Here is a 26,169-nt window from a genome sequence, read left to right on the forward strand (position 1 = left end):
ACTTCGAGGAGAACGATCATGGGTCGTCTAGCGCTGTTTGTACTTACTGCCTGCCTGAGCGTCACCGCCATGGCCGCCGACGTCATCAAAGGCGAGCGCAAAGAAACCTTTGGCGATGTAACGGTGCACTACAACACCTTCAACTCCACTTTCCTGACACCGGATATCGCCAAAGCAGCCGGACTGACGCGCAGCAAGAACCAGGGTGTGATAAACGTCTCCGTGCTCAAAGAAGGCAAGCCAATGACCGCTGAAGTCAACGGCACGGTCAAAGACCTCACCAGCCAAAGCGTTTCGTTGAAATTCAAACAGGTCACCGAACAGGGCGCTATCTACTACATCGCGCAATACCCGGTCGATCAGCAGGAAACCCGTACCTTCCAGATCAACGTGAAGAACGGCGATAAAACCAACACCATCAATTTCAACCAAGAGCTCTTCCCCGGCGAATGATCAATTTCACGCAACTCGTACTGGCCAGCCACAACGCCGGCAAACTCAAGGAACTCCAGGCCATGCTCGGCGAATCGGTGCAACTGCGCTCGATCGGCGAGTTCAGCAGCGTCGAACCTGAAGAAACCGGCCTGTCGTTCGTCGAAAACGCCATCCTCAAGGCCCGTAATGCTGCGCGCATCTCCGGCCTGCCGGCGCTGGCAGACGATTCGGGGTTGGCCGTGGATTTCCTCGGCGGTGCGCCGGGTATCTACTCGGCTCGTTATGCCGACGGCCAAGGCGATGCGGCGAACAACGCCAAACTGCTTGATGCTTTGAAAGACGTGCCGGAAGCCGAACGCGGCGCGCAGTTCGTTTGCGTGCTGGCGCTGGTGCGTCATGCCGAAGATCCGTTGCCAATTATCTGCGAAGGCCTGTGGCACGGACGAATCCTGCCAGCGGCCAGCGGCGAACACGGTTTTGGTTACGATCCGCTGTTCTGGGTGCCGGAACGCGATTGCTCCAGCGCCGAGCTGAGCCCGAGCGACAAGAACCTCATCAGCCACCGCGCCCGTGCAATGGATCTGCTGCGCCAGCGTCTGGGCCTGAAATGATCCACGACTCATCCTCGTCGCCGCTGATCTTCGGCGGCGCCACGCAATCTCCTCGGGCCGCGCTCCCCGTGCTGCCGCCCCTGGCGTTGTACATCCACATCCCGTGGTGTGTGCGCAAATGCCCTTATTGCGACTTCAATTCCCACACCGCCAGCCCGGTGCTGCCGGAAGAAGAGTATGTGGACGCGCTGCTGGCCGACCTCGATCAGGATTTGCATGCAGTCTATGGTCGTGAGCTGAGTTCGATTTTCTTTGGTGGCGGCACGCCGAGCCTGTTCAGCGCTGAAGCCCTGGGCCGCTTGCTTAAAGGTGTCGAGCAACGCATTCCTTTCGCCAGCGACATCGAAATCACCCTGGAAGCGAATCCCGGGACGTTCGAACAAGAGAAGTTCGTCGCCTACCGCGCGCTCGGCATCAATCGCCTGTCGATCGGCATCCAGAGCTTTCAGGAAGAAAAACTCAAAGCGTTGGGGCGGATTCACAACGGCGACGAAGCGGTACGTGCCGCCGGCATGGCCCGTCAGGCCGGGTTCGATAACTTCAACCTGGACCTGATGCACGGCTTACCCGATCAGTCCCTGGACGACGCCCTGAGCGACCTGCGCCAGGCCATCGCCCTGAAACCGACCCACTTGTCCTGGTATCAGCTGACCCTGGAGCCGAACACGGTGTTCTGGAACCAGCCGCCGACGCTGCCGGAAGACGACACGCTGTGGGACATTCAGGAGGCCGGTCAGGCGCTGTTGGCCGAGCACGGTTACGCGCAATACGAAGTCTCGGCGTATGCCCAGCCCGGTCGTCCGGCACGTCATAACCTAAATTACTGGAGCTTCGGCGACTTCATCGGCATCGGTGCCGGCGCCCACGGCAAGCTCAGCCATCCCGACGGGCGCATCGTGCGCACCTGGAAGACTCGCCTGCCGAAGGATTACCTGAACCCTGCGAAAAGCTTCAAGGCTGGCGAGAAAGCGCTGACCAACGATGAACTGCCGTTCGAGTTCCTGATGAATGCCTTGCGCCTGACCGAGGGCGTCGAATCGCGGCTGTATCCGGAACGCACCGGACTGAGCCTGGAAAGCCTCGCAGAAGGCCGCCGGGAAGCCGAACAAAGCGGCTTGTTGCTGGTCGAACCGTCACGTCTGGCGGCGACCGATCGCGGACAGCTGTTTCTCAATGACTTGCTGCAGACATTTCTGAGCTGATTTCAGCCTTAGGGGAAAACGAATGGATTTGATACTCGACCTGCTCGCCACCGTCTCCCGCTGGAGCCGCAGCAACCTGTCGGAAATCTCTCTGGCACTGGTGGGCTGCCTGCTGGTGTTGTTTGGCGCCGATATCAAAGGCTGGGTCGACCAACGCCTGGGCAGCATCGCCGGCGCCTTGCGCGTCCCGCTGATGGCCCTGCTGTGCATGATCGGCAGCGGCGTTGCACTGATCTACGCCACGCCGTGGATCATCAAAGGCCTGAGCCAGTTCAACAACTACAGCCTGGCGCCGGTGTTGTTGGTGGTGCTGGTGTTGATCGGCGTGGTCGCAGACCGCCGCTGACCTTTGGCTACACCCAAAACAACTGTGGGAGCGAGCCTGCTCGCGATAGCGTCATAACATTCAACATCTTCGTTGACTGTCAGATCGCTATCGCGAGCAGGCTCGCTCCCACAGGTTTTACGCCTGTTTTTCGAACTTCAAATCCCACACGCCATGCCCAAGACGTTCGCCGCGGCGTTCGAACTTGGTGATCGGGCGCTCGGCCGGGCGCGGGACGCATTTGCCGTCTTCGGCCAGGTTGCGATAACCCGGCGCAACGTTCATCACTTCCAGCATGTACTCGGCGTACGGCTCCCAATCGGTGGCCATGTGCAGCACACCGCCGACCTTCAACTTGCTGCGCACCAGTTCAGCGAACGACGCCTGAACGATACGACGCTTGTGGTGGCGGCTCTTGTGCCACGGATCCGGGAAAAACAGCATCAGGCGATCGAGACTGTTGTCGGCTACACAACGGTTGAGCACTTCGATCGCGTCGCAATCGTAGACCCGCAGGTTGGTCAGGCCCTGTGTCAGCACGCCATTGAGCAGTGCGCCGACACCCGGACGGTGAACTTCCACACCAATGAAATCCTGTTCCGGCGAGGCCGCAGCCATTTCCAGCAGCGAATGGCCCATGCCGAAACCGATTTCCAGCGAGCGCGGCGCCGAACGGCCAAACACCTGGTCGAAGTCCACCGGCGCGTCGGCCAGCGGCAGCACGAACAGCGGCGTGCCCTGCTCCAGGCCTTTTTGCTGGCCTTCGGTCATGCGCCCGGCGCGCATCACGAAACTCTTGATGCGGCGGTGTTGGCGTTCTTCGCCTTCTTCCGTCTGGATAGGCGTGTCGTTTGATTCAGTCATCAATGGCTCTTACTTGATCAGACCATCCAGCGGCGAGGAGGCGCTGGCATAGAGTTTTTTCGGCATGCGGCCGGCGAGGTAGGCCAAGCGACCTGCAACGATGGCGTGTTTCATGGCTTCAGCCATCATGATCGGCTGCTGGGCATGGGCGATGGCCGAGTTCATCAGCACCGCTTCGCAACCCAGTTCCATGGCGATAGTGGCGTCGGAGGCGGTACCGACACCGGCATCCACCAACACCGGAATCTTGGCTTCTTCGAGGATGATCTGCAGGTTGTACGGGTTGCAGATCCCCAGGCCCGTGCCGATCAGGCCGGCCAGCGGCATGACCGCGATGCAGCCGATTTCCGCGAGTTGACGGGCAATGATCGGGTCATCGCTGGTGTAAACCATCACATCGAAACCTTCCTTGACCAGCACTTCGGCGGCCTTGAGGGTTTCGATCACGTTGGGGAACAGGGTTTTCTGGTCCGCCAGCACTTCCAGCTTCACCAGGTTGTGGCCGCCGAGCAGTTCACGGGCCAGGCGGCAGGTGCGCACAGCCTCGGTCGCGTCGAAGCAGCCGGCGGTGTTCGGCAGGAAGGTGTAGCGATCCGGCGACAGGACTTCGAGCAGGTTCGGTTCGCCCGGGTTCTGGCCGAGGTTGGTGCGGCGCACGGCGAAGGTGACGATCTCGGCACCCGAGGCTTCGATGGCCAGGCGGGTTTCTTCCATGTCGCGGTACTTGCCGGTGCCTACCAGCAAACGCGACTGGTAAGTACGACCGGCCAGGACGAAGGGCTTGTCGTTACGAACGATGCTCATGGGAAATCCTCTGTAGGGGTGAGGTTCTTGCAGAATTCCTTATTAACCAAACGCTGTGAAAACGTCGCGAGCGAAGGAAAGACAAGGCAAAAACAGGCGAGGAAGCGGAGTTTACGGGTTGTAAATGAGCATTCCGAGCCTGTTTTTAACGCAGTATTTCCGAGCGCAGCAGTTTTCACAGTGTTTGGCGACTAGCCGCCGCCGATGGCGTGTACCACTTCGACGGAATCGCCGTCGTTCAGCGTGGTTTCTGCGTGCTGGCTGCGCGGGACGATATCCAGATTGAGTTCGACCGCCACCCGGCGTCCGGTCAGTTCCAGACGGGTCAGCAGGGCCGCAACGGTTTCACCGTCGGGCAGTTCAAGGGATTCGCCGTTCAACTGAATGCGCATGCCGGATGCCGCCATCATTTTTAGGGGCTGGCATTCTAGCCCGATCAGTCTTGGCGACCCAAGCCATTCGTCATGAAATGGACTGCCCGGTCAGCTCAACCGCCAGGCGGCAAGCCCCAGGCAGAACCAGCCGACCAGAAATGCCAGCCCGCCGAAGGGGGTGATGATCCCGAGCTTGCTGACGCCGGTCATGGTCAACAGGTACAGACTGCCGGAAAACAACAGTATGCCAATGACAAACGATGCACCCGCCCACGTGATCAGGCGACCGGGAATCTGCGTGGCCAGCAGCGCAACGCCCAGCAATGCCAACGTGTGCACCAATTGGTAGGTCACGCCGGTGTGGAAAATCGCCAGGTACTCGGGCGTCAGACGGCTTTTCAAGCCATGGGCGGCAAACGCGCCAAGGGCAACGCCAGTGAAGCCGAAAAAAGCGGCCAGCATCAGAAAGCCACGCAGCATGAAGAACTCCAGTCAGACTCGATCCACAGGGTCTGTATAATGGCCCGCTCAACGGGTTCGGCCAAGCCATCTCTATGCTGCGTTTATTTTTGCGACGATTCACGAAGGCCCTGCTCTGGTTCGCGGGTGGCAGCGTATTGCTGGTGCTGATCTTTCGCGTGGTACCGCCACCGGGAACCGCGTTGATGGTCGAGCGCAAGGTCGAATCCTGGTTCGACGGCGAGCCCATCGACCTGCAACGCACCTGGAAACCCTGGGATGAAATCTCCGATGACCTGAAAGTCGCAGTGATTGCCGGCGAGGATCAGAAATTCCCGGAGCATTGGGGTTTTGACTTCGGTGCGATCCAGAAAGCATTGGCCCACAACGAACTCGGCGGATCAATTCGCGGCGCCAGCACCCTGAGTCAGCAGGTCTCGAAGAACCTGTTTCTGTGGTCCGGCCGTAGCTGGCTGCGCAAAGGCCTGGAAGCCTGGTTTACCGGGCTGATCGAAGTGTTCTGGCCCAAGCAGCGAATTCTCGAGGTGTACCTCAACAGTGTCGAGTGGGATGACGGTGTATTTGGCGCTGAAGCAGCAGCCAGGCATCACTTTGGCGTCGGCGCTCGCTCGCTGTCTCGCCAGCAGGCAAGTTTGCTGGCTGCGGTGCTGCCTAACCCGCGGGTGTGGAGTGCCAGTCACCCAACCAGCTACGTCGCACGGCGAGCGGGATGGATTCGACGGCAGATGAGTCAGCTCGGTGGCGACAGCTACCTCGTAGGAATCAATGATTCTCGCCGCGTACCTTGGGCCCACTGACCTTTTGATGCATAAACAAAAACGCCCCGATCAATGATCGGGGCGTTTTTTTATGCTTGGGCTGCGGTTAGGCGGCAATCGACAACTTGAGCTTGTTCATCGCGCTCTTCTCGAGCTGACGAATTCGCTCGGCCGACACGTTGTACTTCTGCGCCAGGTCGTGCAGCGTGGCTTTTTCTTCTGCCAGCCAGCGCTGGTAGAGGATGTCACGGCTGCGGTCGTCCAGCACTTCAAGCGCTTCGTGCAGGTTGTGGTTGGAGTTGTCGCTCCAGTCGGCATCTTCCAGCTGACGGGCCGGGTCGTACCGGTGGTCTTCCAGATAGTTGGCCGGCGACTGGAAAGCACTGTCGTCGTCCGCTTCCGCGGCCGGGTCGAAGGCCATGTCATGGCCGGTCAGGCGACTTTCCATCTCACGCACTTCCCGAGGCTCTACACCGAGGCTTTCCGCCACACGGTGAACTTCCTCGTTGTTCAACCACGCCAGACGTTTCTTCTGGCTGCGCAGGTTGAAGAACAGCTTGCGCTGGGCCTTGGTGGTCGCGACTTTCACAATGCGCCAGTTGCGCAGGATGAACTCGTGGATTTCCGCCTTGATCCAGTGCACAGCGAACGAAACCAGACGCACACCCATTTCCGGGTTGAAGCGCTTCACGGCCTTCATCAGGCCGACGTTGCCTTCCTGGATCAGGTCAGCCTGAGCCAGACCGTAGCCGGAATAGCTACGGGCGATATGTACAACAAAACGCAGGTGGGCGAGCACCATCTGCCGAGCCGCCCCCAAATCCTGCTCATAATAGAGACTCTCGGCCAGTTCGCGCTCCTGCTCCGGCGTCAGCAATGGAATGCTGTTCACCGTGTGCACATAGGCCTCCAGGTTCGCACCCGGGACCAGAGCATATGCAGGTTGCAAAGAATTGGTCATACGAAAAAACCTCCGACTTACATAACTCGTGCAGTTCAGCACTGCGAAAATTGACCGGAAACCGAAAGACAAGTTCCCATAAACGCTGAAAGGTCAATACGAGCAAAATGATACTACTTAGGCGCAAGCTCCCTCAGGTGGCGTGCGACTGCAATCCATGCACCGATATACCCCAACAGCACCGCGCCAAGCAAGAGAGACAGACCATCGGCAACCGGCACTCCGGCCAGCGCAAAATCACTGCCGTACAGACCGGCCAGCCCAACCACCGCGTCGTTCAGCCAATCAAGGCCGAACGCCAATACGCCCCAGGAAAGAATCCCCGCACCGAAGCCATAAAGCGCACCCATATACAGAAAGGGCCTGCGCACATAGCTGTCAGTGCCGCCGACGAGTTTAATCACTTCTATCTCTGTGCGGCGGTTTTCAATATGAAGACGAATGGTATTGCCTATCACCAAAAGTAATGCAGAAACCAAAAGCACGGTCAGACCGAAGACAAAACGGTCACCCAGCTTGAGGATCGCTGCCAGACGCTCGACCCAGACTAGATCAAGTTGCGCCTGTTGTACCTTGGGCAACTCGGAAAGTTTTTGTCGTAATGCTTCAAGGGCCGGCTTGTCGACTTCATTCGGCGTCACCAGAACCACGCCCGGCAGCGGGTTTTCCGGCAGTTCCTTGAGCGCCTCGCCCAGACCGGACTGCTGCTGGAACTCTTCCAGCGCCTGATCGCGACCGACATATTCAGCATCAGCTACGCCAGGCATCCCCTTGATCTGCTCGCGCAACGACTCGCCCTCCGCAGGGCTGGCCTCGATTTGCAAATACAGGGAAATCTGCGCCGCACGCTGCCAGGAACCGCCGAGACGCTCGACGTTACTTAGCAAAAGTGACAGGCCCATCGGCAAACTCAGGGCAACCGCCATCACCATGCAGGTGAAGAAGCTGCCGATGGGCTGCTTGCCCAAACGACGCAAGCTATCGAGCAGGCTGGCGCGATGACTCTCGACCCAGGCACGAAACAGCGTGGCGAAATCCGGGCCGTCATCATCGTCGCGTTTTTTCTTCTGCGGCTGCTGGTCGGCAGCCTTCGGGGCCACGCGCTCGGAAACCTTGGGGCTGCGTGTCGCACTCATACGCCGGCCTCCCCGTCGCCGATCAATCGGCCGCGCTGCAGGGTCAGCATGCGGTGGCGCATGCGGGCGATCAGTGCCAGGTCGTGACTGGCAATCAGCACGCTGGTGCCCAGACGGTTGATGTCTTCGAACACGCCCATGATTTCTGCCGCCAGACGTGGATCGAGGTTACCGGTCGGTTCGTCCGCCAGCAGCAAGGCCGGACGGTGAACAATGGCGCGGGCGATGCCGACGCGCTGTTGTTGACCAGTGGACAGGTCGCCAGGGTACAAATCGGTTTTGTCCGACAGCGCCACGCGCTCCAGCGCCGAATCCACGCGCTTGGCGATCTCGGCCTTGGACAGCCCGAGGATCTGCAAAGGCAGCGCGATATTGTTGAACACCGTGCGATCGAACAACAGCTGGTGATTCTGGAACACCACGCCGATCTGGCGCCGCAGGTAAGGAATCTGTGCGTTGCTGATGGTGCCAAGGTCTTGCCCGGCCAGCAGCAATTTGCCGGTGGTCGGACGCTCCATCGCCAGCAGCAGGCGCAACAAGGTGCTTTTACCGGCACCAGAGTGCCCGGTCACAAACAAAAACTCGCCCCGACGGACTCGAAAGCTCAGCTCATGCAAGCCGACATGACCGTTCGGGTAGCGCTTACCGACCTGTTCGAAACGAATCATGAACGCTCCCGCTCGGCAAACAATGCCTGGACAAAGGGTTCTGCTTCAAAAGTACGCAAATCATCGATGCCTTCACCGACGCCGATGTAGCGAATCGGCAAGCCAAACTGCTTGGCGAGGGCGAAAATCACCCCGCCTTTGGCGGTGCCATCGAGCTTGGTCAGCACCAGGCCGGTCAGTTCGACGGTCTGGTTGAATTGTTTGGCCTGGTTGATCGCGTTCTGCCCCGTACCGGCATCGAGCACCAACAGCACCTCGTGAGGCGCGTCGGCGTCGAGTTTGCTGATAACCCGGCGAACCTTCTTCAGTTCTTCCATCAAATTGTCTTTGGTGTGCAGACGACCGGCGGTGTCGGCGATCAGCACGTCGATGCCACGGGCCTTGGCTGCTTGCACGGCATCGAAGATAACCGAAGCCGAGTCAGCGCCGGTGTGCTGGGCGATGACCGGGATCTTGTTGCGCTCGCCCCAGACCTGCAATTGTTCGACGGCGGCGGCGCGGAAGGTATCGCCGGCCGCGAGCATGACTTTCTTGCCTTCGAGCTGCAGCTTCTTCGCCAGTTTGCCGATGGTGGTGGTCTTGCCGGCACCGTTGACGCCGACGACCAGGATTACGAACGGCTTGGTCTGCGAGGTGATTTTCAGCGGTTGCTCGACGGGTTTGAGCATGGCCGCCAGTTCCGCTTGCAGGGATTTGTACAGCGCATCGGCATCGGCCAATTCTTTACGGGCGACCTTCTGGGTCAGACGCTGAATGATCACCGAAGTCGCCTCGACGCCAACGTCGGCGGTCAGCAGGCGGGTTTCGATGTCTTCGAGCAGCTCGTCATCGATGATCTTCTTGCCCAGGAACAGGCTGGCCATGCCTTCGCCGATGCTGGCGCTGGTCTTGGACAAGCCTTGTTTCAGGCGGGCGAAGAAACCGGCTTTGGTTTCTTCGGTGCGCGCGGGCTCGGCAGGCGCTTCGACGGGAGCGACAGGTGCGGCGGCAACAGGGGCGACCGGAGCGACGACCGATGCCGGCGCTTGAACAACCGGGGCAACGAATGCGGGCACCACTGGCTCTGGAACAACCGGTTCAGGCTCGGCCACCACAACTGGCGCGACAACCGGCTCAACCACTGGTGGCTGAACGGGCTCAGGAGCAAACGCAGTCGGTGCCGGAATCGGCGGCGTTACGTGGGGCGCCAGCTCATCTTCGACCAATGCCACCGGTTCTTCCGCCACAGGCAACGTCAGCCATGGCTCGGCAACGGGCGTGAGCGGCACCTGGGCCACGACTTCGGCGACAACGTCAGGCTCAGGCTCAGGCTCGGTGACCGGTTGCAGCACCGGCTCGGCGATCGGCAAGACAATCGGCGCAAGCTCTTCTTCTATTACCGGCGCAGGCGTGGGCTCAGGAAGTGGCTGTGGCTGTTCGACGACGGGTTCCTGCGGCTTTTTGCGCAGCCATCCGAACAGGCTTTTCTTCTCGCCAGCCGCAGCTGGGGCTTTCTTGTCGTCGTTGGAACCAAACATGGAGGACGGCTATCTCACGGTAGCGACGCGCCAAAGGGCGCCTCGGCAAATAAATATTCGATGCAGAACAGACTGCGATTGACCCAGCTTGTTCATGCGCAACATTTTGTCGAGGTACAAACAGCACCTCAAAGGTCGACTAATACGAAGGACTGGAACGGCATCGTCGGCGAAAACGCAGAGTTTAGCTGACAAACTCAAAGCTTTAGCCGTAAACCCAAACAACCTGCTGACCGATCAAAGGCCTGATAGGCGTGGCCGCCAGTAAAACGGATCAGTATCCTAGCACCCTCTCGCCCGCCGACGCTAAGACCAAGCGGGCAGCCCCAAAGGTTTAAAAACGAATGAATGCTCTAGCCCGCCGCGCTGCAGGCCTGCTGCTCAGCACAGTTTGTCTGCCCCTCTCGGCCCTGGCTGCCGATCCACAACCCACACACGAATTCACCCTCGATAACGGCCTGAAGGTCGTCGTGCGCGAAGACCATCGTGCGCCAGTGGTGGTTTCCCAAGTCTGGTACAAGGTCGGCTCAAGCTACGAGACGCCGGGTCAGACCGGTTTGTCCCACGCACTGGAACACATGATGTTCAAGGGCAGCGAGAAAGTCGGGCCCGGCGAAGCGTCGCTGATCCTGCGCGACCTCGGCGCCGAAGAGAACGCGTTCACCAGCGATGACTTCACGGCGTATTACCAGGTGCTGGCCCGCGACCGTCTGGGTGTGGCCTTCGAGCTGGAAGCCGACCGCATGGCCAGCCTGCGCCTGCCGGCCGACGAGTTCGCCCGCGAGATCGAAGTCATTAAAGAAGAACGTCGCCTGCGCACCGACGACAAGCCGATGTCCAAGGCCTACGAACGCTTCAAGGCCATGGCCTACCCGGCCAGCGGTTACCACACGCCGACCATCGGCTGGATGGCTGACCTGGACCGCATGAAAGTCGAAGAGCTGCGCCACTGGTACCAATCCTGGTACGTGCCAAACAACGCCACGTTGGTGGTGGTCGGCGACGTGACCCCGGACGAGGTGAAAACCCTGGCCCAACGCTATTTCGGCCCGATCGCCAAACGTGATGTGCCACCGGCGAAAATCCCGCTGGAACTGGCCGAACCCGGCGAACGGCAGATCACCCTGCACGTGCAGACTCAACTGCCAAGCCTGATGCTGGGCTTCAACGTGCCGAGCATCGCCACCGCTGAAGACAAACGCTCGGTCAATGCCTTGCGCCTGATCTCCGCCTTGCTCGACGGCGGCTACAGCGGCCGTATCCCAACGCAACTGGAGCGCGGCGAAGAGCTGGTGTCCGGCGGTTCGTCGAGTTACGACGCCTACACCCGGGGCGACAGCCTGTTCACCTTGTCGGCAACGCCCAATACCCAGAAGAAGAAAACCATGGCTCAGGCTGAAGCTGGCCTGTGGAAGCTGCTCGAACAGCTGAAAACCACCGCGCCGTCCGCAGAAGAACTGGAACGCGTCCGCGCGCAGGTCATCGCCGGCCTGGTTTACGAGCGTGACTCGATCACCAGCCAGGCCACCGCTATTGGCCAACTGGAAACCGTCGGCCTGTCCTGGAAGCTGATGGACACCGAACTCGCAGAGCTGGAAAGCGTGACCCCGCAAGACATCCAGAAAGCCGCCAAGCTGTATTTCACCCGCGAACGTCTCAGCGTCGCCCATGTATTGCCAGAGGAGACGACTCATGAGTGAGCGTAAAAAACCGCGCCTGGTCCTGATGGGCCTGATCGCCGTCGCATTGATCGGGTCTGCCGCGTTTTACTTTTCAAAGACCGACGAATCCAAGGCCAGCGAAGCCCTCGACAAGGCCAAGGCCAGCCAGAAACTGCAATCACTGGCCGAACTCGACGGCAAAGCGCCAAGCCACCGCACCCTGGACGTGCAGACCTGGAAAACCGCTGAGGGCGCCAAGGTGCTGTTCGTTGAAGCCCGGGAGCTGCCGATGTTCGACATGCGCCTGATCTTCGCCGCCGGCAGCAGCCAGGACGGCGACGCACCTGGCCTCTCCGTGCTGACCAACGCCATGCTCAACGAAGGTGTGGCCGGCAAAGATGTCGGCGCCATCGCTCAGGGCTTCGAAGGCCTGGGCGCAGACTTTGGCAACGGCGCATTTAAAGACATGGCACTGGCTTCCCTGCGCAGCCTCAGTGCCGCGGACAAACGCGAACCGGCCCTGAAGTTGTTCTCTGAAGTCGTCGGCAAACCGACCTTCCCGGCCGATTCCTTTGCGCGCATCAAGAACCAGATGCTCGCCGGTTTCGAGTACCAGAAGCAGAACCCCGGCAAACTCGCGAGCCTGGAGCTGATGAACCGTCTGTACGGCGATCACCCGTACGCGCACTCCAGCGACGGCACGGCGAAAACCGTTCCGGCGATTACCGTGGCGCAGATGCGCGCGTTCCATGAGAAGGCCTATGCGGCTGGCAACGTGGTGATTGCGTTGGTGGGCGACCTGTCTCGTGCCGAGGCGGAGGCGATTGCTTCGCAAGTCTCCAGCGCGCTGCCAAAAGGCCCGGAGCTGGCGAAAATCCCGCAACCGGAGGAACCGAAAGCCAGCATCGGCCACATCGAGTTTCCGTCCAAGCAGACCAACCTGATGCTCGCGCAATTGGGCATCGACCGTGACGACCCGGACTATGCGGCACTGTCCTTGGGCAACCAGATTCTTGGCGGCGGTGGCTTCGGCACACGGTTGATGAGCGAAGTGCGCGAGAAGCGCGGCCTGGCTTACGGCGTGTATTCGGGCTTTTCCCCGATGCAGGCTCGCGGTCCGTTCATGATCAACCTGCAAACCCGCGCCGAGATGAGCGAAGGTACGTTGAAACTGGTGCAGGATGTGCTCGCCGACTACCTTAAAACCGGCCCGACCCAGAAAGAACTCGACGACGCCAAGCGTGAACTGGCCGGCAGCTTCCCGCTGTCCACCGCCAGCAACGCCGATATCGTCGGCCAACTCGGCGCCATGGGTTTCTACAACCTGCCGCTGAGTTATCTGGATGACTTTATGCGCGAGTCCCAGAGCCTGACGGTCGAGCAGGTCAAAACCGCACTGAACAAACACTTGAGCACGGACAAAATGGTCATCGTCAGCGCTGGCCCGACCGTGCCGCAAAAGCCGTTACCGGCCCCAACTGATAAACCTGCCGAGCAACCGCTCGGGGTTCCGGAGCATTAATGGCCACTCGTCCTAAAAAACCCGTTCACAACGTACACAACGGCGTGAACCAGCTGCGCATTATCGGCGGCGAATGGGGCAGCCGGAAGCTGAGCTTCCCGGATGCCCCGGGCCTGCGCCCTACCCCGGACCGGGTGCGTGAAACCCTGTTCAACTGGCTCGCGCCTTATGTCGCTGGCGCCAAGGTTCTGGACCCGTTCGCCGGCAGCGGCGCGTTGTTCCTTGAAGCCTTGTCCCGTGGCGCGGCCATGGGTCAGGCGCTGGATGCCAGTAACATCGCGGTCGCCAGCATCAAGGAACATCTGGGCACGCTGCGCTGCACCACCGGCCAGATTCAGACCGCCGATGCCCTGCGCTACCTGGAAACCCAGACAGCGACTGCTTACGACCTGGTGTTCCTCGATCCGCCGTTCAACCAGAACCTGTTGCCGGGCGTTTGCGCATTGCTTGAAGAACGTCAGTGGCTGGCCGATGAAGCCTGGATCTACACTGAAAGCGAGAATGCGCCATCGAGCCTTGGCTTACCAGGCAACTGGCGCCTGCACCGGGAGCAGAAATCCGGGCGGGTGTATTACGCGTTGTGGCAACGTATGGCAGAGATTGCCGGTTAATCAACCGGCCTGAAAAAGGTGCGCGCCTCAAGCGAGGCTCGCACCGCTGCATCGAGAACCATCGTGCCCCAAACGCCAGAACGCTTCACCCCCGCCTTCGGCCTCGGCAACCCGCACTTGCAAACCTTGTGGGGACCGCTGTGGCGCAAAACCACGCACATCGAACGCCAGCGCGAACGCTTGTGGCTTGAGGATGGCGACTTTCTCGATCTCGACTGGCATGGCCCGCACAGCGCCGAGGCGCCACTGGTACTGGTGTTGCACGGCCTGACCGGCTCTTCAAATTCGCCTTACGTGGCCGGGGTGCAGAAAGTACTGGGTGCCCAAGGTTGGGCCAGCGTCGCACTGAACTGGCGTGGCTGTTCGGGCGAGCCAAATCTGCTGCCACGTAGCTACCATTCCGGCGCCAGTGAAGACCTGGCCGAAACCATCAAACACCTGAAGGCCCAACGACCGCTCGCGCCGTTGTATGCGGTCGGCTATTCCCTGGGCGGCAATGTGTTGCTCAAGCACTTGGGCGAATCCGGCAGCAACAGTGGCGTGGTCGGTGCGGTGGCGGTGTCGGTGCCGTTTCGTCTCGATCAATGCGCCGACCGTATCGGCCAGGGTTTCTCCAAGGTCTATCAGGCGCATTTCATGCGGGAGATGGTGGCCTACATCAAGAACAAGCAGCGACAGTTCCAGCATGACGGGCGCGAGGATGGTCTGGCGGCATTGGCCGCGCTGGGCTCGCTGGAGAACATGCGCACGTTCTGGGATTTCGATGGCCGAGTCACCGCGCCGCTGAACGGTTTTGTCGATGCCAAGGATTACTATGACCGCGCCTCAAGTCGCTATTTCCTTGGCGAAATTCGTACGCCAACCCTGATCATTCAAGCGGCCGATGACCCGTTTATATTTCCTCATAGCCTGCCGCACGCCGACGAATTGTCCGCCTGCACTCAATTCGAGTTACAGACCAGGGGTGGGCATGTCGGCTTCGTCGATGGTTCGTTCAGGCAACCGGGTTACTACCTGGAACGCCGCATCCCGCAATGGCTGACTGCCGTGGGTCGTCAGTAAGGCCATGGACGTCGATCAGGGCGAGTCGATCCGATTCTGGCAAACAGCGCCGTTGGCCGGCGTCGAGTTATTGTCCGCGCGCTACATCGAACACCGTTTCGCGCCACATGTGCATGACGGTTACGTGATCGGCATGATCATGGCGGGCGCCCAGCGCTATCGTTATCGCGGTGCCGAACACCTGGCGGGCAGCGGCACGCTGGTGCTGATCAATCCGGACGAACTGCACACCGGCCATAAAGGCACGGAGGATGGTTGGTTGTATCGGGCGTTCTATCCCGACAGCGGTCAGATTCTGTCGCTGTTGGCGGAGCTGGAACTACCGACCAACAACTTGCCGGCATTCGGCGCGACGCTGTATCGCGATCCGGATCTGGTGAAGGGTTTCTGCCAACTGCATCGTCTACTGGAAAGTCCGTCCACCGCCTTGCAACAACAAACGGTCTGGCGGGAAATGATGTTGTCGCTGCTGCAACGCCACGCGGCCGTGCCGATTGCAGGCAAGCCGGGCAAGGAACACCGCGCGGTGACGCTGGCTAAGGATTTGCTGCATGCACAGTTGGCGACGCCGCCCTCGCTGGAAGAACTGGCAGCGGCGGTCAATCTTTCGCCCTTCCACTTCGCCCGGGTGTTCCGCCGCGCCACCGGCATGCCGCCGCACACCTGGCTGATGCAGCAACGCATCGCTCGGGCGCGAGTGCTGTTACAGAATGGTTGCTTGCCACTGGAAGTGGCGACGCAGCTGGGGTTTGCTGACCAGAGCCATCTGAGTCGGCAGTTCAAGCAGGTTTACGGCGTCGGGCCGGGCGCGTATCGCAGCGCCCGCCTACGGTGATATCTCAAAGCACCTAATACCCATGTGGGAGCGAGCTTGCTCGCGATGGGGCAATCAAATTCAACAATGATGTTGACTGACAGTCCGCTATCGCGAGCAAGCTCGCTCCCACAGGGGTTTGTGTTTACTCGCCCTTGGCAACGCCCCGCGCAGGATCGTTGATCCACTCGCTCCATGAACCGGCATACAACGAACCCAATGGATAACCCGCCAGACACAACGCAAACAGGTTGTGACAGGCCGTCACGCCAGAACCGCAATACGCCACCAGATCGGTCGGCGAACGATCACCGAGCTTCGCGGCAAAACGCTGCTTGAGCTGATCGGCCGGCAAAAAACGCCCGTCGCTGCCCAGGTTGTCGGTGAACGCCGCGCATTGCGCGCCGGGGATGTGTCCGGCAATCGGGTCGATCGGTTCTACTTCGCCCTTGAAACGCGGCAAGCCGCGGGCATCAAGCAGGGTCAGCGCGGGCTGGCCGAGACGTTGCTGGAGCTGTTCGGCGCTCAAGATCAGCGCGTTGTCCGGCGTCCCCGTGAAGGTGCCGCGTTCAATCTGCGGCGCATCAAGACTCAGGGGCAAACCGGCCGCGTGCCAGGCCTTGAGCCCGCCATCCAGAATAAACACGCCGTCACGTTTGCCCAGCCAGGCCAGTAACCACCAGGCCCGCGCCGCGTAGGCACCCGGACCGTCGTCGTACAAAATCACATCGCTGTCGGCGTTGACGCCCCAGGCTTGCAGACGTTCGATCAAGTCTTCAGGTTCAGGCAACGGATGCCGCCCGGTCACCCCCTTGATCACTGTCCCGCTCAAATCACGCTCAAGATCGGCAAAGCTCGACCCGGCAATATGCCCTTCGGCATAGCTGCGCTGACCGTAATCCGGCTCTTCGAGGGCAAAACGACAATCCAGAATCACCAGCCCCGGCTGCTCCTTTTTCAGGTCCAACGCTTGCGGGCTGATCAGTTGCGCAATGGGCATAACGGGCTCCTGTGATTGGGCGATGTCTGATCCTACTGCACTTTTTATCCCACTTCTTCCAGCGCTTGGGCCAGCGGCACGTAAAACTCCTCGAACAGCGCATTCACCGCGGAGCGAGACTGATCCGTGACAAAACCGGCCTCAAGCACCAGCACCTGATACACGCCACGTTTAATGGCCTGTTCGCTTAGGTGATTGGAATTTTCACGTGTAGTGCACAGGAAACGCACCCAGGACGTCAGGATGATCCAGGCATTGAGCGTCAGGGATTCGATCTGAACCTTGTCCATTTGCAGGATGCCGGCCTCGACGAAGCCCGCGTAGATGTGCGTGCCATGGATCAGACAGCGTTGGGAAAAGCGCCGATAGCGGGCGGCCAGCTCTGGATCACTGTCGAGCAAATGTTCCAGATCGCGGTGCAAAAACCGGTAGCGCCACATGGCGGCCAGCAATTCCTGAAGGTAGAAGCGCTTGTCTTCAACCGTCGCGGCACGGCCTTGGGGCGGGTGCAGGAAGCTGTCCACCAGGCTTTCGTACTCACTGAACAGCACGGCGATAATCGCCTGCTTGTTGGGGAAGTGGTAGTACAGGTTGCCCGGGGAAATTTCCATGTGGGCAGCAATGTGGTTGGTGCTGATGCTGCGCTCACCCTGCTGATTGAACAGCTCCAGGCTGTTCTGCACGATGCGCTCGCTGGTTTTGATCCGAGGGGCCATGGCTTGGGCTTTAATTCAGAATGCGTTGACGGGCATCTTACGACCTATCCGCGAGTGGATAAAACAAAGCTGCACCAGGATGTCATTTGACTTTATAGAGCATAGACTCTAAAAAGTCCCTCATTACAATAAATCCGGAGCCGACCATGACTGCTGACATCGCCTACCTGCAGAACCTTCAGCAGCCCTTGGAAGAGCTCCAGACCCTGTTCGACGCCCAACGCGCGGCGTATGCCGCCAACCCGATGCCGCCCGCCGCCCAGCGCCAGCAATGGCTAAAAGCCCTGCGAGACCTGTTGAGCAATGAGCGCCAGGCACTGATCGATGCCATCAGCCAGGATTTCAGCCATCGCAGCGCCGATGAAACCCTGCTCGCCGAACTGATGCCCAGCCTGCACGGCATTCACTACGCCAGTCAGCACCTCAAAGGCTGGATGAAGGCGTCGAAGCGCAAGGTCGGGGTTGCCTTTCAACCCGCGGCGGCCAAAGTCGTTTATCAACCGCTGGGTGTGGTCGGGGTGATCGTGCCGTGGAACTACCCGCTGTATCTGGCCATCGGGCCGTTGGTGGGCGCGTTGTCGGCAGGCAATCGGGTGATGCTCAAGCTCAGCGAATCGACCCCCGCCACCGGTTTGTTGCTCAAGGAACTGCTGGGCCGAATCTTCCCGCAAGACCTCGTCTGCGTGGTACTGGGCGAAGCCGATATCGGTGTAGCGTTCTCCAGATTGCGTTTCGATCACCTGCTGTTCACTGGCGCCACCAGCATCGGCAAACACGTGATGCGTGCGGCGGCCGAAAACCTGACTCCGGTGACCCTCGAACTCGGCGGCAAATCCCCGGCCATCGTGTCGCGCGACGTGCCGCTCAAGGACGCTGCCGAACGTATCGCCTTCGGCAAGACGCTCAACGCCGGACAGACCTGCGTGGCCCCGGACTATGTGCTGGTGCCGGAAGATCGCGTCGGGGCTTTCGTCGAAGCCTATCGTCAGGCGGTTCGCGGGTTTTATCCGACCCTGACCGACAACCCGGACTACACCGCGATCATCAATGACCGGCAATTGGCGCGCCTCAACGGCTACATCAGCGACGCAACCAGCAAGGGCGCGCTGCTGATTCCGTTGTTCGACAAGGGCCAGGGGCGCCGCATGAGCCACAGCCTGCTGCTCAACGTCAGCAACGACATGATGGTGATGCAGGACGAAATCTTCGGCCCGCTGTTGCCGATCGTTCCGTACAAGGATCTGGATCAGGCCTTTGCCTACATCAATGAACGACCTCGTCCGCTGGCCCTGTATTACTTTGGCTATGACAAGCGTGAGCAACACCGCGTACTTCACGAAACCCATTCCGGCGGCGTGTGCCTGAACGACACCCTGCTGCACGTCGCTCAGGACGATATGCCATTCGGCGGGATCGGCGCCTCGGGCATGGGCCATTACCACGGCCACGAAGGTTTCCTGACCTTCAGCAAAGCCAAAGGTGTGCTGATCAAACAGCGGTTCAATGCGGCGAAATTGATCTACCCGCCGTACGGAAAATCCATTCAGAAGCTGATTCAGAAGCTGTTTATCCGCTAACGATCATCCCCTTCGGGTAATAACAATAATGAGCCCAACTCTGTCCGACACACCCGCGCTGTCACGGCGCGGCTTGCTTAAGTTCAGCCTGGGTGCCAGCGCTTTTCTCGCCACCGCCGGTTTGGGCGCGAGCCTCAGCGGCTGCTCATCGAGCATTCCGGCCAGCGGTTTCGCGATTCTGCGCAGCGGTGATTTGCTGTTTCTGCGGGCACTGATTCCGGTGATGCTCGACGGCGCTGTAGCCGTCGAAAAAATGCCGACGGCCGTCGGTGAAACCCTGCACTGCCTGGATAACGGTCTGAATCATCTGTCGCCGGAAATGCTCAAGCTGACCCGACAGTTATTCGATGTGCTGGGAATGAGCATCACCCGCGGGCCACTGACCGGGATCTGGGGCAGTTGGGAAAATGCCAGTGCTGATGAGATTCGGCACTTCCTTGATCGTTGGGAAAACAGTTCGCTGAGCTTGCTGCGTATGGGGCACAGCTCGCTGCTGCAACTGGTGATGATGGCGTGGTACAGCCGCACTGAATCGTGGGCGCATTGCGGGTATCCCGGGCCGCCAACGGTTTAAGACCGAGTTGACCCTATCGCGAGCAAGCTCGCTCCCACAGGGTTTACGCGGTCAATGTGGGAGCGAGCTTGCTCCGGGCGGCGATCCGACGATGGCGTCAGTCGCCTCACTACTTCTTCCAAATAATAAAAAGAGACCCTGAAGATGCCCGTACCCGATCCGTTCCGCGAAGGCCTGGCCCGTGGCTGGAAAACCTATAACGGTTCACAACTGACCCAGGACCTGACCCTCGAAGCGGACGTGGCGATTATCGGCAGTGGCGCGGGCGGCGGCACCACCGCCGAAATCCTCAGCGCCGCGGGCTACAAGGTATTGCTGATAGAGGAAGGCCCGCTCAAAACCAGCAGCGACTTCAAGATGCTCGAAGACCAGGCCTACACCAGCCTCTATCAAGAAGGTATCGGCCGCATGAGCAAGGACGGCGCGATCACCATCCTTCAGGGCCGGGCGGTGGGCGGCACCACGCTGATCAACTGGACCTCAAGCTTTCGCACGCCGGACCCGACCCTCGACCACTGGGCCAAGGAACACGACGTCAAAGGCCACACGCCGGCCGAGATGGCGCCGTGGTTCGAGAAAATGGAACAACGCCTGGGCGTCGCCCCCTGGATGATCCCGCCCAACGCCAACAACGATGTGATCCGCAAAGGCTGTGAAAAACTCGGTTACGCCTGGCATGTGATCCCGCGCAACGTGCGTGGCTGTTGGAACCTTGGCTACTGCGGCATGGGTTGCCCGACCAACGCCAAGCAATCGATGCTGGTCACGACCATCCCCGCGACCCTGGAAAAAGGTGGGGAGTTGCTCTATCTGGCTCGCGCCGAAAAGCTCTTGATCAGCGGCGACAAGGTCACAGGCTTGCACTGCGTAGCGATGGACGACCGTTGCGTCGCGCCTACCGGACACACGATCACGGTCAAGGCACGGCATTACGTGCTGGCCGGTGGCGGGATCAACAGCCCGGCGCTGCTTATGCGCTCCGAGGCGCCGGATCCGCACAAACGGCTGGGCAAACGGACTTTTCTACACTTGGTGAACATGTCGGCTGGGCTGTTCGACGAGGTCATCAACCCGTTCTACGGCGCACCACAGTCGATCTATTCGGACCATTTCCAATGGCAGGACGGCACCACCGGAAAAATGTCTTACAAACTCGAAGTGCCACCGCTGCATCCGGCGCTGGCCACGACCCTGCTCGGCGGTTTCGGCCAGGAAAACGCCCGGCACATGGAAAACCTGCCCCACACCCACGCCATGTTGGCGTTGCTGCGGGACGGCTTTCACCCGGACAGCCCCGGCGGCAGCGTCGAGTTGCGCGGTGACGGCACGCCGGTGCTCGATTATCAGGTTTCACCCTATGCCTGGGATGGATTGCGTCGGGCGTTCCACAGCATGGCCGAGATCCAGTTCGCGGGCGGTGCAAATGCGGTGATGCCAATGCACGCCGATGCTCGCTACGTGAAAACCCTGGCCGAAGCGCGCACGCTGATCGACGGCCTGAGCCTTGAGCTGTATCGCACACGCCTGGGCAGCGCCCATGTGATGGGCGGTTGTGCCATGGGTGAAGACCCGAAAAACGCCGTGACCGACAGCCTCGGCCGGCATCATCAGTTAGGCAATCTGTCGATTCATGACGGCTCGCTGTTCCCCACCAGCATTGGCGCAAACCCGCAATTGTCGGTCTACGGGCTGACAGCGCAGTTGGCAACTTCTTTGGCCGAACGTTTGAAAAACCCATGAAAATGGAGAATATTCCAATCGTCTATAGTGCTTTCTTACCCAAAAGGCGACTTGGCCGACCGGGAAGGCTGCGATACCATCCGACTCCCCAACGGACTCCCGCCAGGACGACGCGATGAACCGAGTGTTGTACCCAGGTACCTTCGACCCTATTACCAAGGGCCATGGCGATCTGGTCGAACGCGCCGCGCGCCTGTTCGATCATGTGATCATCGCCGTCGCCGCCAGCCCGAAGAAAAACCCGTTGTTTCCCCTGGAACAGCGTGTGGCGCTGGCCCGCGAGGTCACTAAACATCTACCCAACGTTGAAGTCGTCGGCTTCTCGACGTTGCTGGCGCATTTCGCCAAAGAGAAGAACGCCAACGTGTTCCTGCGTGGTTTGCGCGCGGTGTCGGACTTCGAATACGAATTCCAGCTGGCCAACATGAACCGTCAGCTGGCGCCGGATGTGGAAAGTCTGTTTCTTACCCCGTCCGAGCGTTATTCGTACATTTCCTCGACGCTAGTGCGTGAAATCGCAGCCCTGGGCGGCGATATCACCAAGTTCGTTCACCCTGCGGTGGCGGACGCCCTGAACGAGCGCTTCAAGAAGTAACAACCGCTCAAGCGGCGCCCGCGTGCACTGCGGGCGCCAATGCGGCACAATTGTGCGCATTGGTTTATTGCGCCCGGGCCTTCCGCCCTGGCTGGAGTTAGCATGTCCCTGATCATCACCGACGATTGCATCAACTGCGACGTCTGCGAACCCGAGTGTCCGAACGCCGCCATCTCCCAGGGCGAAGAGATCTACGTGATCGACCCAAACCTGTGCACCCAGTGCGTCGGCCACTACGATGAACCTCAGTGCCAGCAAGTGTGCCCGGTGGATTGCATTCCGCTGGACGAGGCGCATCCGGAGACTGAAGAGCAGCTGATGGAGAAGTACCGGAAGATTACTGGCAAGGCTTGATTCAGATAGTTTTGTAGCGTTTGTACGGGCCTCATCGCGAGCAAGCTCGCTCCCACAGGGGATTTGCGTCGATCACAAATCCAATGTGGGAGCGAGCTTGCTCGCGATGAGGCCATCAGCCACACCAAAGATGTAACTGACTTCATTCCCGCTGTTCAAACCCTTCTCCGATACACCCCAGACACCGCACGAACGCCGCTTTCGCCGGGTCGACCACCAACGCCTGCCCCGCATCGCCGACGCCGCCACCCAATGCGGTAAACGGCAACGACACCACAAACACTCCGGCACCAATCACCGTCGCCACGACCAGCAAAGGTCGGGCAATCAGCAAATCGCCGATCATGGCGTACGCCGGGGGATTCTGGATGGTGTAACGCGGGTCGCCGCTGCCCGTGTTTGCTGCCAGCGCTGGCGCACCGACGCTCAGCAGCAAAACGACGACAACGGTTCGAAACAGATTCATGGCACGGTCCTTGGGTTAGGCAGTCAGAACACTGACTATAGACCCTGGGCGTGTCAGCTCTGACAGCGCGGGCAAAAGACGCTGGCGCGCTGCCCAAGCTTCACTTCCCGCAACTCCGTGCCACAGACCTTGCAGGGCGCACCGCTACGGCCGTACACGAACAGTTCCTGCTGGAAATAACCCGGCTGACCGTCACCGCCGATAAAGTCGCGCAGTGTGGTGCCGCCGCGCTCGATTGCGGCAGCGAGGATGCGTTTGATCTCGATCGCCAATTTCAGATAACGCCCTCGAGAGATGCTTTTGGCCTCACGACGCGGGTCGATACCGGCGGCGAATAACGCTTCGGTTGCGTAGATATTGCCCACGCCAACCACCACCGCGTTGTCCATGATGAACGGTTTGACCGCCATGGATCGCCCGCGGGACTGCTGGAACAAGCGCTCGCCGTCGAACAGGTCGGTCAACGGCTCCGGCCCCAGGCGAATCAACAATTCGTGGTTGAGCGGGTCGAGGCTCCAGAGCATCGCGCCAAACCGTCGCGGGTCGGTGTAACGCAAGGCCAGGCCGGATTCCAGTTCGATGTCCACATGCTCATGCTTGGCCACCGGCGTGCCGATTTCCACCAGACGCAGATTTCCCGACATGCCCAAATGGCTGATCAGCGTGCCGACTTCGGCATTGATCAGCAGGTACTTCGCGCGTCGCTCCACCAGCACGATGCGCTGGCCCGACAGCCGCACATCCAGGTCTTCGGGAATGGGCCAGCGCAAGCGTCGCTCACGCACGATCACCCGGCTGACGCGCTGGCCCTCCAGGTGCGGCGCAATTCCGCGGCGGGTGGTTTCGACTTCAGGCAGTTCCGGCATGGTGCTCTCGAATCAGGCTGTGCAACGCTCAGCGGTGAGCGCCAAGGTCACGAATCGTTTGTTTGAGGGTCTCGAAGTCGTAGTCCGAGAGACCGACATAATCGAGAACCAGCGGTGCAATGCTGTTCCACTCGTGGTCATCACGCTGGCTGCCCAGCACCCGGAAGGACGCACAAATGTGCTCGGCCATTTTCAGGATCGCCAGCAAGTTTTTCAGCTGACTGTTGCGCGACGACTCATCGCTGAAGATCGCCAACGCATTGTGGTGATTAGCGATGGCGGCGGTGACATGCTCGGGCAGGCGCCAGGATTTGGCGGTGTAATAACCCACCACCGCATGATTGGTATTGAACACCCGATTCTCAGTGTCCACCACCCGACATTCGGCGCTGGCACTGGCGTAGGCCTCTTCCAGAACGGTCATGTAGTTGGGGAAGCGCTGGAGCATCAGCGGCACGCCGCAGTCATGGAACAGACCCAAGGCGTACGCTTCATCGCCGGCCTGGGCGCCGATGCGCTTGGCCAGGGTCAGGCAGGTCATCGCCACGTCCTGAGCGGTATCCCAGAAACGATTCAAGGTAACGATGGTGTCGTCGTTCATCTCGCCCTTGATCGACTGCGCGTTGATCAGGTTGATGATCGAGCGGCTGCCCAGCAGATTCACTGCACGCTGAATCGAGGCGATCTTGTTGCTCAAGCCGTAATACGGCGAGTTGACGATTTTCAACAAGGCCCCAGAGAGGCCAGGGTCCTGGGAGATCAGCTTCGCGATCACCTCCAGATCCGGATCGGGCATGTACTGTTCCATCTGCAAATCCACCATGATCTGCGGCTGGGCCGGCACGCTGATGCCTTGCAGGGACTGTTGAATCTGTTCGGTAGTCAGCTCTGGGGACATAAGTACACACTCTGGGACAGGCGGCGATTCTAACCCTTATAAAGTTGGATCCGACACCCTGGCCGATCCATCGCCTGAAGTTTCATCAAATGCCGGCCCCTCCTCACCGCATGTCCATCCGCCAAACCGTGGCCGTGCGCAACACGCTATACTCCCGCTCTTTTTTCCGGAGCGACGTCATGTCCCTGCCTAGCCTGCGCCTCAAAGCCAACGCCGACCGTCGCCTGCGAAACGGCCACTTGTGGGTCTACAGCAACGAAATCGATGTAGCCGCCACCCCGTTGCACGGCTTCAAGGCCGGCGACCAGGCGATCCTCGAAGCCGCTGGCGGCAAGCCGCTGGGCATCGTTGCCATGAGCCCGAACAACCTGATCTGCGCCCGCCTCTTGTCGCGCGACATCAAGTTGCCGCTGGACAAGTCGCTGCTGGTGCATCGCCTGAACGTCGCCCTGTCCCTGCGCGATCGCTTGTTCGACAAGCCGTTCTATCGCCTGGTCTACGGCGATTCCGACCTGTTGCCAGGTCTGGTAGTCGACCGTTTCGGCGACATCCTGGTGGTACAGATCGCTTCGGCCACCATGGAAGCCCATAAAGAAGACGTGATCGCAGCGCTGACCCAAGTGATCAAGCCTAGCGGCATTCTGTTCAAGAACGACTCCGCTGCCCGTGATGCCGAAGGCCTCAACCGCTACGTCGAAACCGTGTTCGGCCTGGTGCCGGAGTGGGTTGCCCTGGAAGAAAACGGCGTGAAATTCGAAGCACCCGTCATCCAGGGACAGAAAACCGGCTGGTTCTACGACCATCGCATGAACCGCGCACGCCTGGCACCTTATGCCAAAGGCAAACGCGTGCTGGACCTGTACAGCTACATCGGTGGCTGGGGCGTGCAAGCGGCTGCGTTCGGCGCCAGTGAAGTGTTCTGCGTCGATGCGTCCGCCTTCGCCCTCGACGGCGTCGAGCGCAACGCCGCGCTGAACGGCTTCGCCGACAAAATGACCTGCATTGAAGGCGACGTGTTCGAAGCCCTGAAAGAGCTGAAAGCCAGCGAAGAGCGTTTCGACGTGATCGTTGCCGACCCTCCGGCGTTCATCAAACGCAAGAAAGACATGAAGAACGGTGAAGGCGCCTACCGTCGCCTGAACGAGCAAGCCATGCGTTTGCTCAGCAAGGACGGCATCCTGGTCAGCGCTTCGTGCTCGATGCACCTGCCCGAGGACGATCTGCAGAACATCCTGCTGACCAGCGCCCGTCACCTGGACCGCAACATCCAGATGCTGGAGCGCGGCGGTCAGGGCCCGGATCACCCGGTTCACCCGGCCATCGCCGAAACCCGCTACATCAAGAGCATCACCTGCCGTCTGCTGCCAAACAGCTGATTACGCCGGTTTGACGGGGAGCCAGCCGGCTCCCCGTTCTGTTATCTGTTATTGAACCCTCCAACTTCCTACTCCAGCGGTCTTAATGACTTGCAGGACGTTTCGCTTTGTCTTTTATTTTAGCGGACAGAACTTACAATATTCATCCAGCCCTCAGATCAATCCGACAAAATTACTGGAACATTCCTACCCAATCTCCCCT

Annotated in this window: 29 protein-coding genes; 16 read left to right on the forward strand and 13 right to left on the reverse strand. The window is 60.0% G+C overall.

Annotated features, from left to right (window positions below):
• The first annotated feature begins 18 nt into the window (after positions 1 to 18).
• From ACA056_RS27110 to ACA056_RS27125, 4 genes are read left to right on the forward strand one after another with little or no spacing between them, the layout of a single operon-like run.
• Positions 19 to 453, forward strand: a complete 435-nt coding sequence (locus tag ACA056_RS27110) for a DUF4426 domain-containing protein (RefSeq protein WP_497269047.1) — start codon at positions 19 to 21, stop codon at positions 451 to 453.
• Entirely contained in the window at positions 450 to 1,046 is a 597-nt protein-coding gene (gene rdgB / locus ACA056_RS27115) for an RdgB/HAM1 family non-canonical purine NTP pyrophosphatase (protein ID WP_497269049.1), read from the forward strand. Before ACA056_RS27110 ends, rdgB begins: the two co-directional genes overlap by 4 nt.
• Positions 1,043 to 2,248, forward strand: coding sequence for a radical SAM family heme chaperone HemW (gene hemW, locus ACA056_RS27120; protein WP_497269051.1), 1,206 nt, complete (start codon positions 1,043 to 1,045; stop codon positions 2,246 to 2,248). Before rdgB ends, hemW begins: the two co-directional genes overlap by 4 nt.
• A gap of 22 nt (positions 2,249 to 2,270) precedes the next feature.
• Positions 2,271 to 2,594 carry a DUF3392 domain-containing protein gene (locus ACA056_RS27125; protein ID WP_497269053.1) on the forward strand — a complete coding sequence of 108 codons (324 nt, stop codon included), beginning with the start codon at positions 2,271 to 2,273 and terminating at the stop codon, positions 2,592 to 2,594.
• Between the two features lie 117 nt (positions 2,595 to 2,711).
• Here ACA056_RS27125 and trmB read toward each other — a convergent pair whose 3' ends face one another.
• From trmB to ACA056_RS27145, 4 genes are all read right to left on the reverse strand, one after another.
• Complete coding sequence (gene trmB, locus ACA056_RS27130) at positions 2,712 to 3,437, reverse strand: tRNA (guanosine(46)-N7)-methyltransferase TrmB (RefSeq protein WP_497269055.1); 726 nt, start codon at positions 3,435 to 3,437, stop codon at positions 2,712 to 2,714.
• Between the two features lie 9 nt (positions 3,438 to 3,446).
• On the reverse strand, positions 3,447 to 4,241 hold the full coding sequence (locus tag ACA056_RS27135) for a thiazole synthase (protein ID WP_497269057.1): 795 nt from the start codon (positions 4,239 to 4,241) through the stop codon (positions 3,447 to 3,449).
• 191 nt (positions 4,242 to 4,432) lie between these two features.
• Positions 4,433 to 4,633 carry a sulfur carrier protein ThiS gene (gene thiS, locus ACA056_RS27140; protein WP_007897898.1) on the reverse strand — a complete coding sequence of 67 codons (201 nt, stop codon included), beginning with the start codon at positions 4,631 to 4,633 and terminating at the stop codon, positions 4,433 to 4,435.
• Positions 4,634 to 4,723: 90 nt separating this feature from the next.
• Positions 4,724 to 5,095 carry a DUF423 domain-containing protein gene (locus ACA056_RS27145; protein WP_497269060.1) on the reverse strand — a complete coding sequence of 124 codons (372 nt, stop codon included), beginning with the start codon at positions 5,093 to 5,095 and terminating at the stop codon, positions 4,724 to 4,726.
• Positions 5,096 to 5,169: 74 nt separating this feature from the next.
• Here ACA056_RS27145 and mtgA point away from each other — a divergent pair, with 74 nt between their 5' ends.
• A complete protein-coding gene (gene mtgA, locus ACA056_RS27150; RefSeq protein WP_497269062.1) occupies positions 5,170 to 5,892 on the forward strand; it encodes a monofunctional biosynthetic peptidoglycan transglycosylase in 723 nt (240 codons plus the stop codon).
• Between the two features lie 67 nt (positions 5,893 to 5,959).
• Here the strand turns inward: mtgA and rpoH are convergent, their stop codons facing one another.
• From rpoH to ftsY, 4 genes are all read right to left on the reverse strand, one after another.
• Positions 5,960 to 6,814 carry an RNA polymerase sigma factor RpoH gene (rpoH, locus tag ACA056_RS27155; RefSeq protein ID WP_007897890.1) on the reverse strand — a complete coding sequence of 285 codons (855 nt, stop codon included), beginning with the start codon at positions 6,812 to 6,814 and terminating at the stop codon, positions 5,960 to 5,962.
• A gap of 113 nt (positions 6,815 to 6,927) precedes the next feature.
• The gene (ftsX, locus tag ACA056_RS27160; protein ID WP_008152652.1) at positions 6,928 to 7,950 is read right to left on the reverse strand and encodes a permease-like cell division protein FtsX; all 1,023 of its coding nucleotides are present in this window, start codon (positions 7,948 to 7,950) and stop codon (positions 6,928 to 6,930) included.
• The gene (ftsE, locus tag ACA056_RS27165; RefSeq protein WP_283182044.1) at positions 7,947 to 8,618 is read right to left on the reverse strand and encodes a cell division ATP-binding protein FtsE; all 672 of its coding nucleotides are present in this window, start codon (positions 8,616 to 8,618) and stop codon (positions 7,947 to 7,949) included. The genes ftsX and ftsE overlap by 4 nt, the downstream gene beginning before the upstream one ends.
• Positions 8,615 to 10,135, reverse strand: a complete 1,521-nt coding sequence (gene ftsY / locus ACA056_RS27170; protein ID WP_497269065.1) for a signal recognition particle-docking protein FtsY — start codon at positions 10,133 to 10,135, stop codon at positions 8,615 to 8,617. The genes ftsE and ftsY overlap by 4 nt, the downstream gene beginning before the upstream one ends.
• A gap of 344 nt (positions 10,136 to 10,479) precedes the next feature.
• Here ftsY and ACA056_RS27175 point away from each other — a divergent pair, with 344 nt between their 5' ends.
• The 5 genes from ACA056_RS27175 (at position 10,480) to ACA056_RS27195 (ending at position 15,826) form a co-directional block, all read left to right on the forward strand.
• A complete protein-coding gene (locus ACA056_RS27175; RefSeq protein WP_140675083.1) occupies positions 10,480 to 11,835 on the forward strand; it encodes a M16 family metallopeptidase in 1,356 nt (451 codons plus the stop codon).
• Positions 11,828 to 13,318: a M16 family metallopeptidase gene (locus ACA056_RS27180; RefSeq protein ID WP_497269067.1), complete on the forward strand. Its 1,491-nt coding sequence runs from the start codon at positions 11,828 to 11,830 to the stop codon at positions 13,316 to 13,318. The genes ACA056_RS27175 and ACA056_RS27180 overlap by 8 nt, the downstream gene beginning before the upstream one ends.
• Positions 13,318 to 13,929, forward strand: coding sequence for a 16S rRNA (guanine(966)-N(2))-methyltransferase RsmD (gene rsmD / locus ACA056_RS27185; protein ID WP_033060498.1), 612 nt, complete (start codon positions 13,318 to 13,320; stop codon positions 13,927 to 13,929). Before ACA056_RS27180 ends, rsmD begins: the two co-directional genes overlap by 1 nt.
• A gap of 63 nt (positions 13,930 to 13,992) precedes the next feature.
• A complete protein-coding gene (locus tag ACA056_RS27190; RefSeq protein WP_497269070.1) occupies positions 13,993 to 14,991 on the forward strand; it encodes a hydrolase in 999 nt (332 codons plus the stop codon).
• 4 nt (positions 14,992 to 14,995) lie between these two features.
• Positions 14,996 to 15,826: an AraC family transcriptional regulator gene (locus ACA056_RS27195; protein ID WP_497269072.1), complete on the forward strand. Its 831-nt coding sequence runs from the start codon at positions 14,996 to 14,998 to the stop codon at positions 15,824 to 15,826.
• A gap of 124 nt (positions 15,827 to 15,950) precedes the next feature.
• Here the strand turns inward: ACA056_RS27195 and ACA056_RS27200 are convergent, their stop codons facing one another.
• Positions 15,951 to 16,805, reverse strand: a complete 855-nt coding sequence (locus ACA056_RS27200) for a sulfurtransferase (protein ID WP_497269074.1) — start codon at positions 16,803 to 16,805, stop codon at positions 15,951 to 15,953.
• A gap of 44 nt (positions 16,806 to 16,849) precedes the next feature.
• A complete protein-coding gene (locus ACA056_RS27205) occupies positions 16,850 to 17,521 on the reverse strand; it encodes a TetR/AcrR family transcriptional regulator (protein WP_497269076.1) in 672 nt (223 codons plus the stop codon).
• Between the two features lie 146 nt (positions 17,522 to 17,667).
• On the opposite strand from ACA056_RS27205, the gene ACA056_RS27210 reads away from it, so the two are divergent.
• From ACA056_RS27210 to ACA056_RS27230, 5 genes are all read left to right on the forward strand, one after another.
• Positions 17,668 to 19,098 carry a coniferyl aldehyde dehydrogenase gene (locus tag ACA056_RS27210; protein WP_497269078.1) on the forward strand — a complete coding sequence of 477 codons (1,431 nt, stop codon included), beginning with the start codon at positions 17,668 to 17,670 and terminating at the stop codon, positions 19,096 to 19,098.
• Between the two features lie 28 nt (positions 19,099 to 19,126).
• Entirely contained in the window at positions 19,127 to 19,672 is a 546-nt protein-coding gene (locus ACA056_RS27215) for a twin-arginine translocation pathway signal protein (RefSeq protein WP_497269080.1), read from the forward strand.
• A gap of 144 nt (positions 19,673 to 19,816) precedes the next feature.
• A complete protein-coding gene (locus ACA056_RS27220; protein WP_497269082.1) occupies positions 19,817 to 21,412 on the forward strand; it encodes a GMC family oxidoreductase in 1,596 nt (531 codons plus the stop codon).
• 115 nt (positions 21,413 to 21,527) lie between these two features.
• On the forward strand, positions 21,528 to 22,007 hold the full coding sequence (gene coaD / locus ACA056_RS27225) for a pantetheine-phosphate adenylyltransferase (RefSeq protein ID WP_008150570.1): 480 nt from the start codon (positions 21,528 to 21,530) through the stop codon (positions 22,005 to 22,007).
• Positions 22,008 to 22,109: 102 nt separating this feature from the next.
• Positions 22,110 to 22,361 (forward strand): YfhL family 4Fe-4S dicluster ferredoxin, encoded by a 252-nt coding sequence (locus tag ACA056_RS27230; RefSeq protein ID WP_003195146.1) that lies wholly within the window; start codon positions 22,110 to 22,112, stop codon positions 22,359 to 22,361.
• Positions 22,362 to 22,503: 142 nt separating this feature from the next.
• Here the strand turns inward: ACA056_RS27230 and ACA056_RS27235 are convergent, their stop codons facing one another.
• The 3 genes from ACA056_RS27235 to ACA056_RS27245 are packed head-to-tail and all read right to left on the reverse strand — an operon-like array spanning position 22,504 to position 24,537.
• Positions 22,504 to 22,827, reverse strand: coding sequence for a multidrug transporter (locus ACA056_RS27235; RefSeq protein WP_497269084.1), 324 nt, complete (start codon positions 22,825 to 22,827; stop codon positions 22,504 to 22,506).
• 53 nt (positions 22,828 to 22,880) lie between these two features.
• Entirely contained in the window at positions 22,881 to 23,693 is an 813-nt protein-coding gene (gene mutM, locus ACA056_RS27240) for a bifunctional DNA-formamidopyrimidine glycosylase/DNA-(apurinic or apyrimidinic site) lyase (RefSeq protein WP_497269086.1), read from the reverse strand.
• Between the two features lie 28 nt (positions 23,694 to 23,721).
• Entirely contained in the window at positions 23,722 to 24,537 is an 816-nt protein-coding gene (locus tag ACA056_RS27245; protein ID WP_497273605.1) for an HDOD domain-containing protein, read from the reverse strand.
• 233 nt (positions 24,538 to 24,770) lie between these two features.
• Here ACA056_RS27245 and ACA056_RS27250 point away from each other — a divergent pair, with 233 nt between their 5' ends.
• Complete coding sequence (locus ACA056_RS27250; protein ID WP_046045202.1) at positions 24,771 to 25,967, forward strand: class I SAM-dependent rRNA methyltransferase; 1,197 nt, start codon at positions 24,771 to 24,773, stop codon at positions 25,965 to 25,967.
• Positions 25,968 to 26,169: the final 202 nt, after the last annotated feature.

The organism is Pseudomonas sp. LBUM1666 (assembly GCF_059695775.1).

Bases quoted from the DNA above. Each gene is read 5' to 3' on its own strand.
- ACA056_RS27250 (WP_046045202.1), top strand. From the start codon at position 24,771: ATGTCCCTGCCTAGCCTGCGCCTCAAAGCCAACGCCGACCGTCGCCTG.
- ftsE (WP_283182044.1), bottom strand. From the start codon at position 8,618: ATGATTCGTTTCGAACAGGTCGGTAAGCGCTACCCGAACGGTCATGTC.
- ACA056_RS27180 (WP_497269067.1), top strand. From the start codon at position 11,828: ATGAGTGAGCGTAAAAAACCGCGCCTGGTCCTGATGGGCCTGATCGCC.
- ACA056_RS27235 (WP_497269084.1), bottom strand. From the start codon at position 22,827: ATGAATCTGTTTCGAACCGTTGTCGTCGTTTTGCTGCTGAGCGTCGGT.
- ACA056_RS27210 (WP_497269078.1), top strand. From the start codon at position 17,668: ATGACTGCTGACATCGCCTACCTGCAGAACCTTCAGCAGCCCTTGGAA.
- coaD (WP_008150570.1), top strand. From the start codon at position 21,528: ATGAACCGAGTGTTGTACCCAGGTACCTTCGACCCTATTACCAAGGGC.
- ACA056_RS27220 (WP_497269082.1), top strand. From the start codon at position 19,817: ATGCCCGTACCCGATCCGTTCCGCGAAGGCCTGGCCCGTGGCTGGAAA.
- rsmD (WP_033060498.1), top strand. From the start codon at position 13,318: ATGGCCACTCGTCCTAAAAAACCCGTTCACAACGTACACAACGGCGTG.
- ACA056_RS27205 (WP_497269076.1), bottom strand. From the start codon at position 17,521: ATGGCCCCTCGGATCAAAACCAGCGAGCGCATCGTGCAGAACAGCCTG.
- ACA056_RS27125 (WP_497269053.1), top strand. From the start codon at position 2,271: ATGGATTTGATACTCGACCTGCTCGCCACCGTCTCCCGCTGGAGCCGC.
- mutM (WP_497269086.1), bottom strand. From the start codon at position 23,693: ATGCCGGAACTGCCTGAAGTCGAAACCACCCGCCGCGGAATTGCGCCG.
- ftsX (WP_008152652.1), bottom strand. From the start codon at position 7,950: ATGAGTGCGACACGCAGCCCCAAGGTTTCCGAGCGCGTGGCCCCGAAG.
- ACA056_RS27135 (WP_497269057.1), bottom strand. From the start codon at position 4,241: ATGAGCATCGTTCGTAACGACAAGCCCTTCGTCCTGGCCGGTCGTACT.
- rdgB (WP_497269049.1), top strand. From the start codon at position 450: ATGATCAATTTCACGCAACTCGTACTGGCCAGCCACAACGCCGGCAAA.
- ACA056_RS27195 (WP_497269072.1), top strand. From the start codon at position 14,996: ATGGACGTCGATCAGGGCGAGTCGATCCGATTCTGGCAAACAGCGCCG.
- ACA056_RS27200 (WP_497269074.1), bottom strand. From the start codon at position 16,805: ATGCCCATTGCGCAACTGATCAGCCCGCAAGCGTTGGACCTGAAAAAG.
- ACA056_RS27230 (WP_003195146.1), top strand. From the start codon at position 22,110: ATGTCCCTGATCATCACCGACGATTGCATCAACTGCGACGTCTGCGAA.
- rpoH (WP_007897890.1), bottom strand. From the start codon at position 6,814: ATGACCAATTCTTTGCAACCTGCATATGCTCTGGTCCCGGGTGCGAAC.
- thiS (WP_007897898.1), bottom strand. From the start codon at position 4,633: ATGCGCATTCAGTTGAACGGCGAATCCCTTGAACTGCCCGACGGTGAA.
- ACA056_RS27145 (WP_497269060.1), bottom strand. From the start codon at position 5,095: ATGCTGCGTGGCTTTCTGATGCTGGCCGCTTTTTTCGGCTTCACTGGC.
- trmB (WP_497269055.1), bottom strand. From the start codon at position 3,437: ATGACTGAATCAAACGACACGCCTATCCAGACGGAAGAAGGCGAAGAA.
- mtgA (WP_497269062.1), top strand. From the start codon at position 5,170: ATGCTGCGTTTATTTTTGCGACGATTCACGAAGGCCCTGCTCTGGTTC.
- hemW (WP_497269051.1), top strand. From the start codon at position 1,043: ATGATCCACGACTCATCCTCGTCGCCGCTGATCTTCGGCGGCGCCACG.
- ftsY (WP_497269065.1), bottom strand. From the start codon at position 10,135: ATGTTTGGTTCCAACGACGACAAGAAAGCCCCAGCTGCGGCTGGCGAG.
- ACA056_RS27175 (WP_140675083.1), top strand. From the start codon at position 10,480: ATGAATGCTCTAGCCCGCCGCGCTGCAGGCCTGCTGCTCAGCACAGTT.
- ACA056_RS27110 (WP_497269047.1), top strand. From the start codon at position 19: ATGGGTCGTCTAGCGCTGTTTGTACTTACTGCCTGCCTGAGCGTCACC.
- ACA056_RS27215 (WP_497269080.1), top strand. From the start codon at position 19,127: ATGAGCCCAACTCTGTCCGACACACCCGCGCTGTCACGGCGCGGCTTG.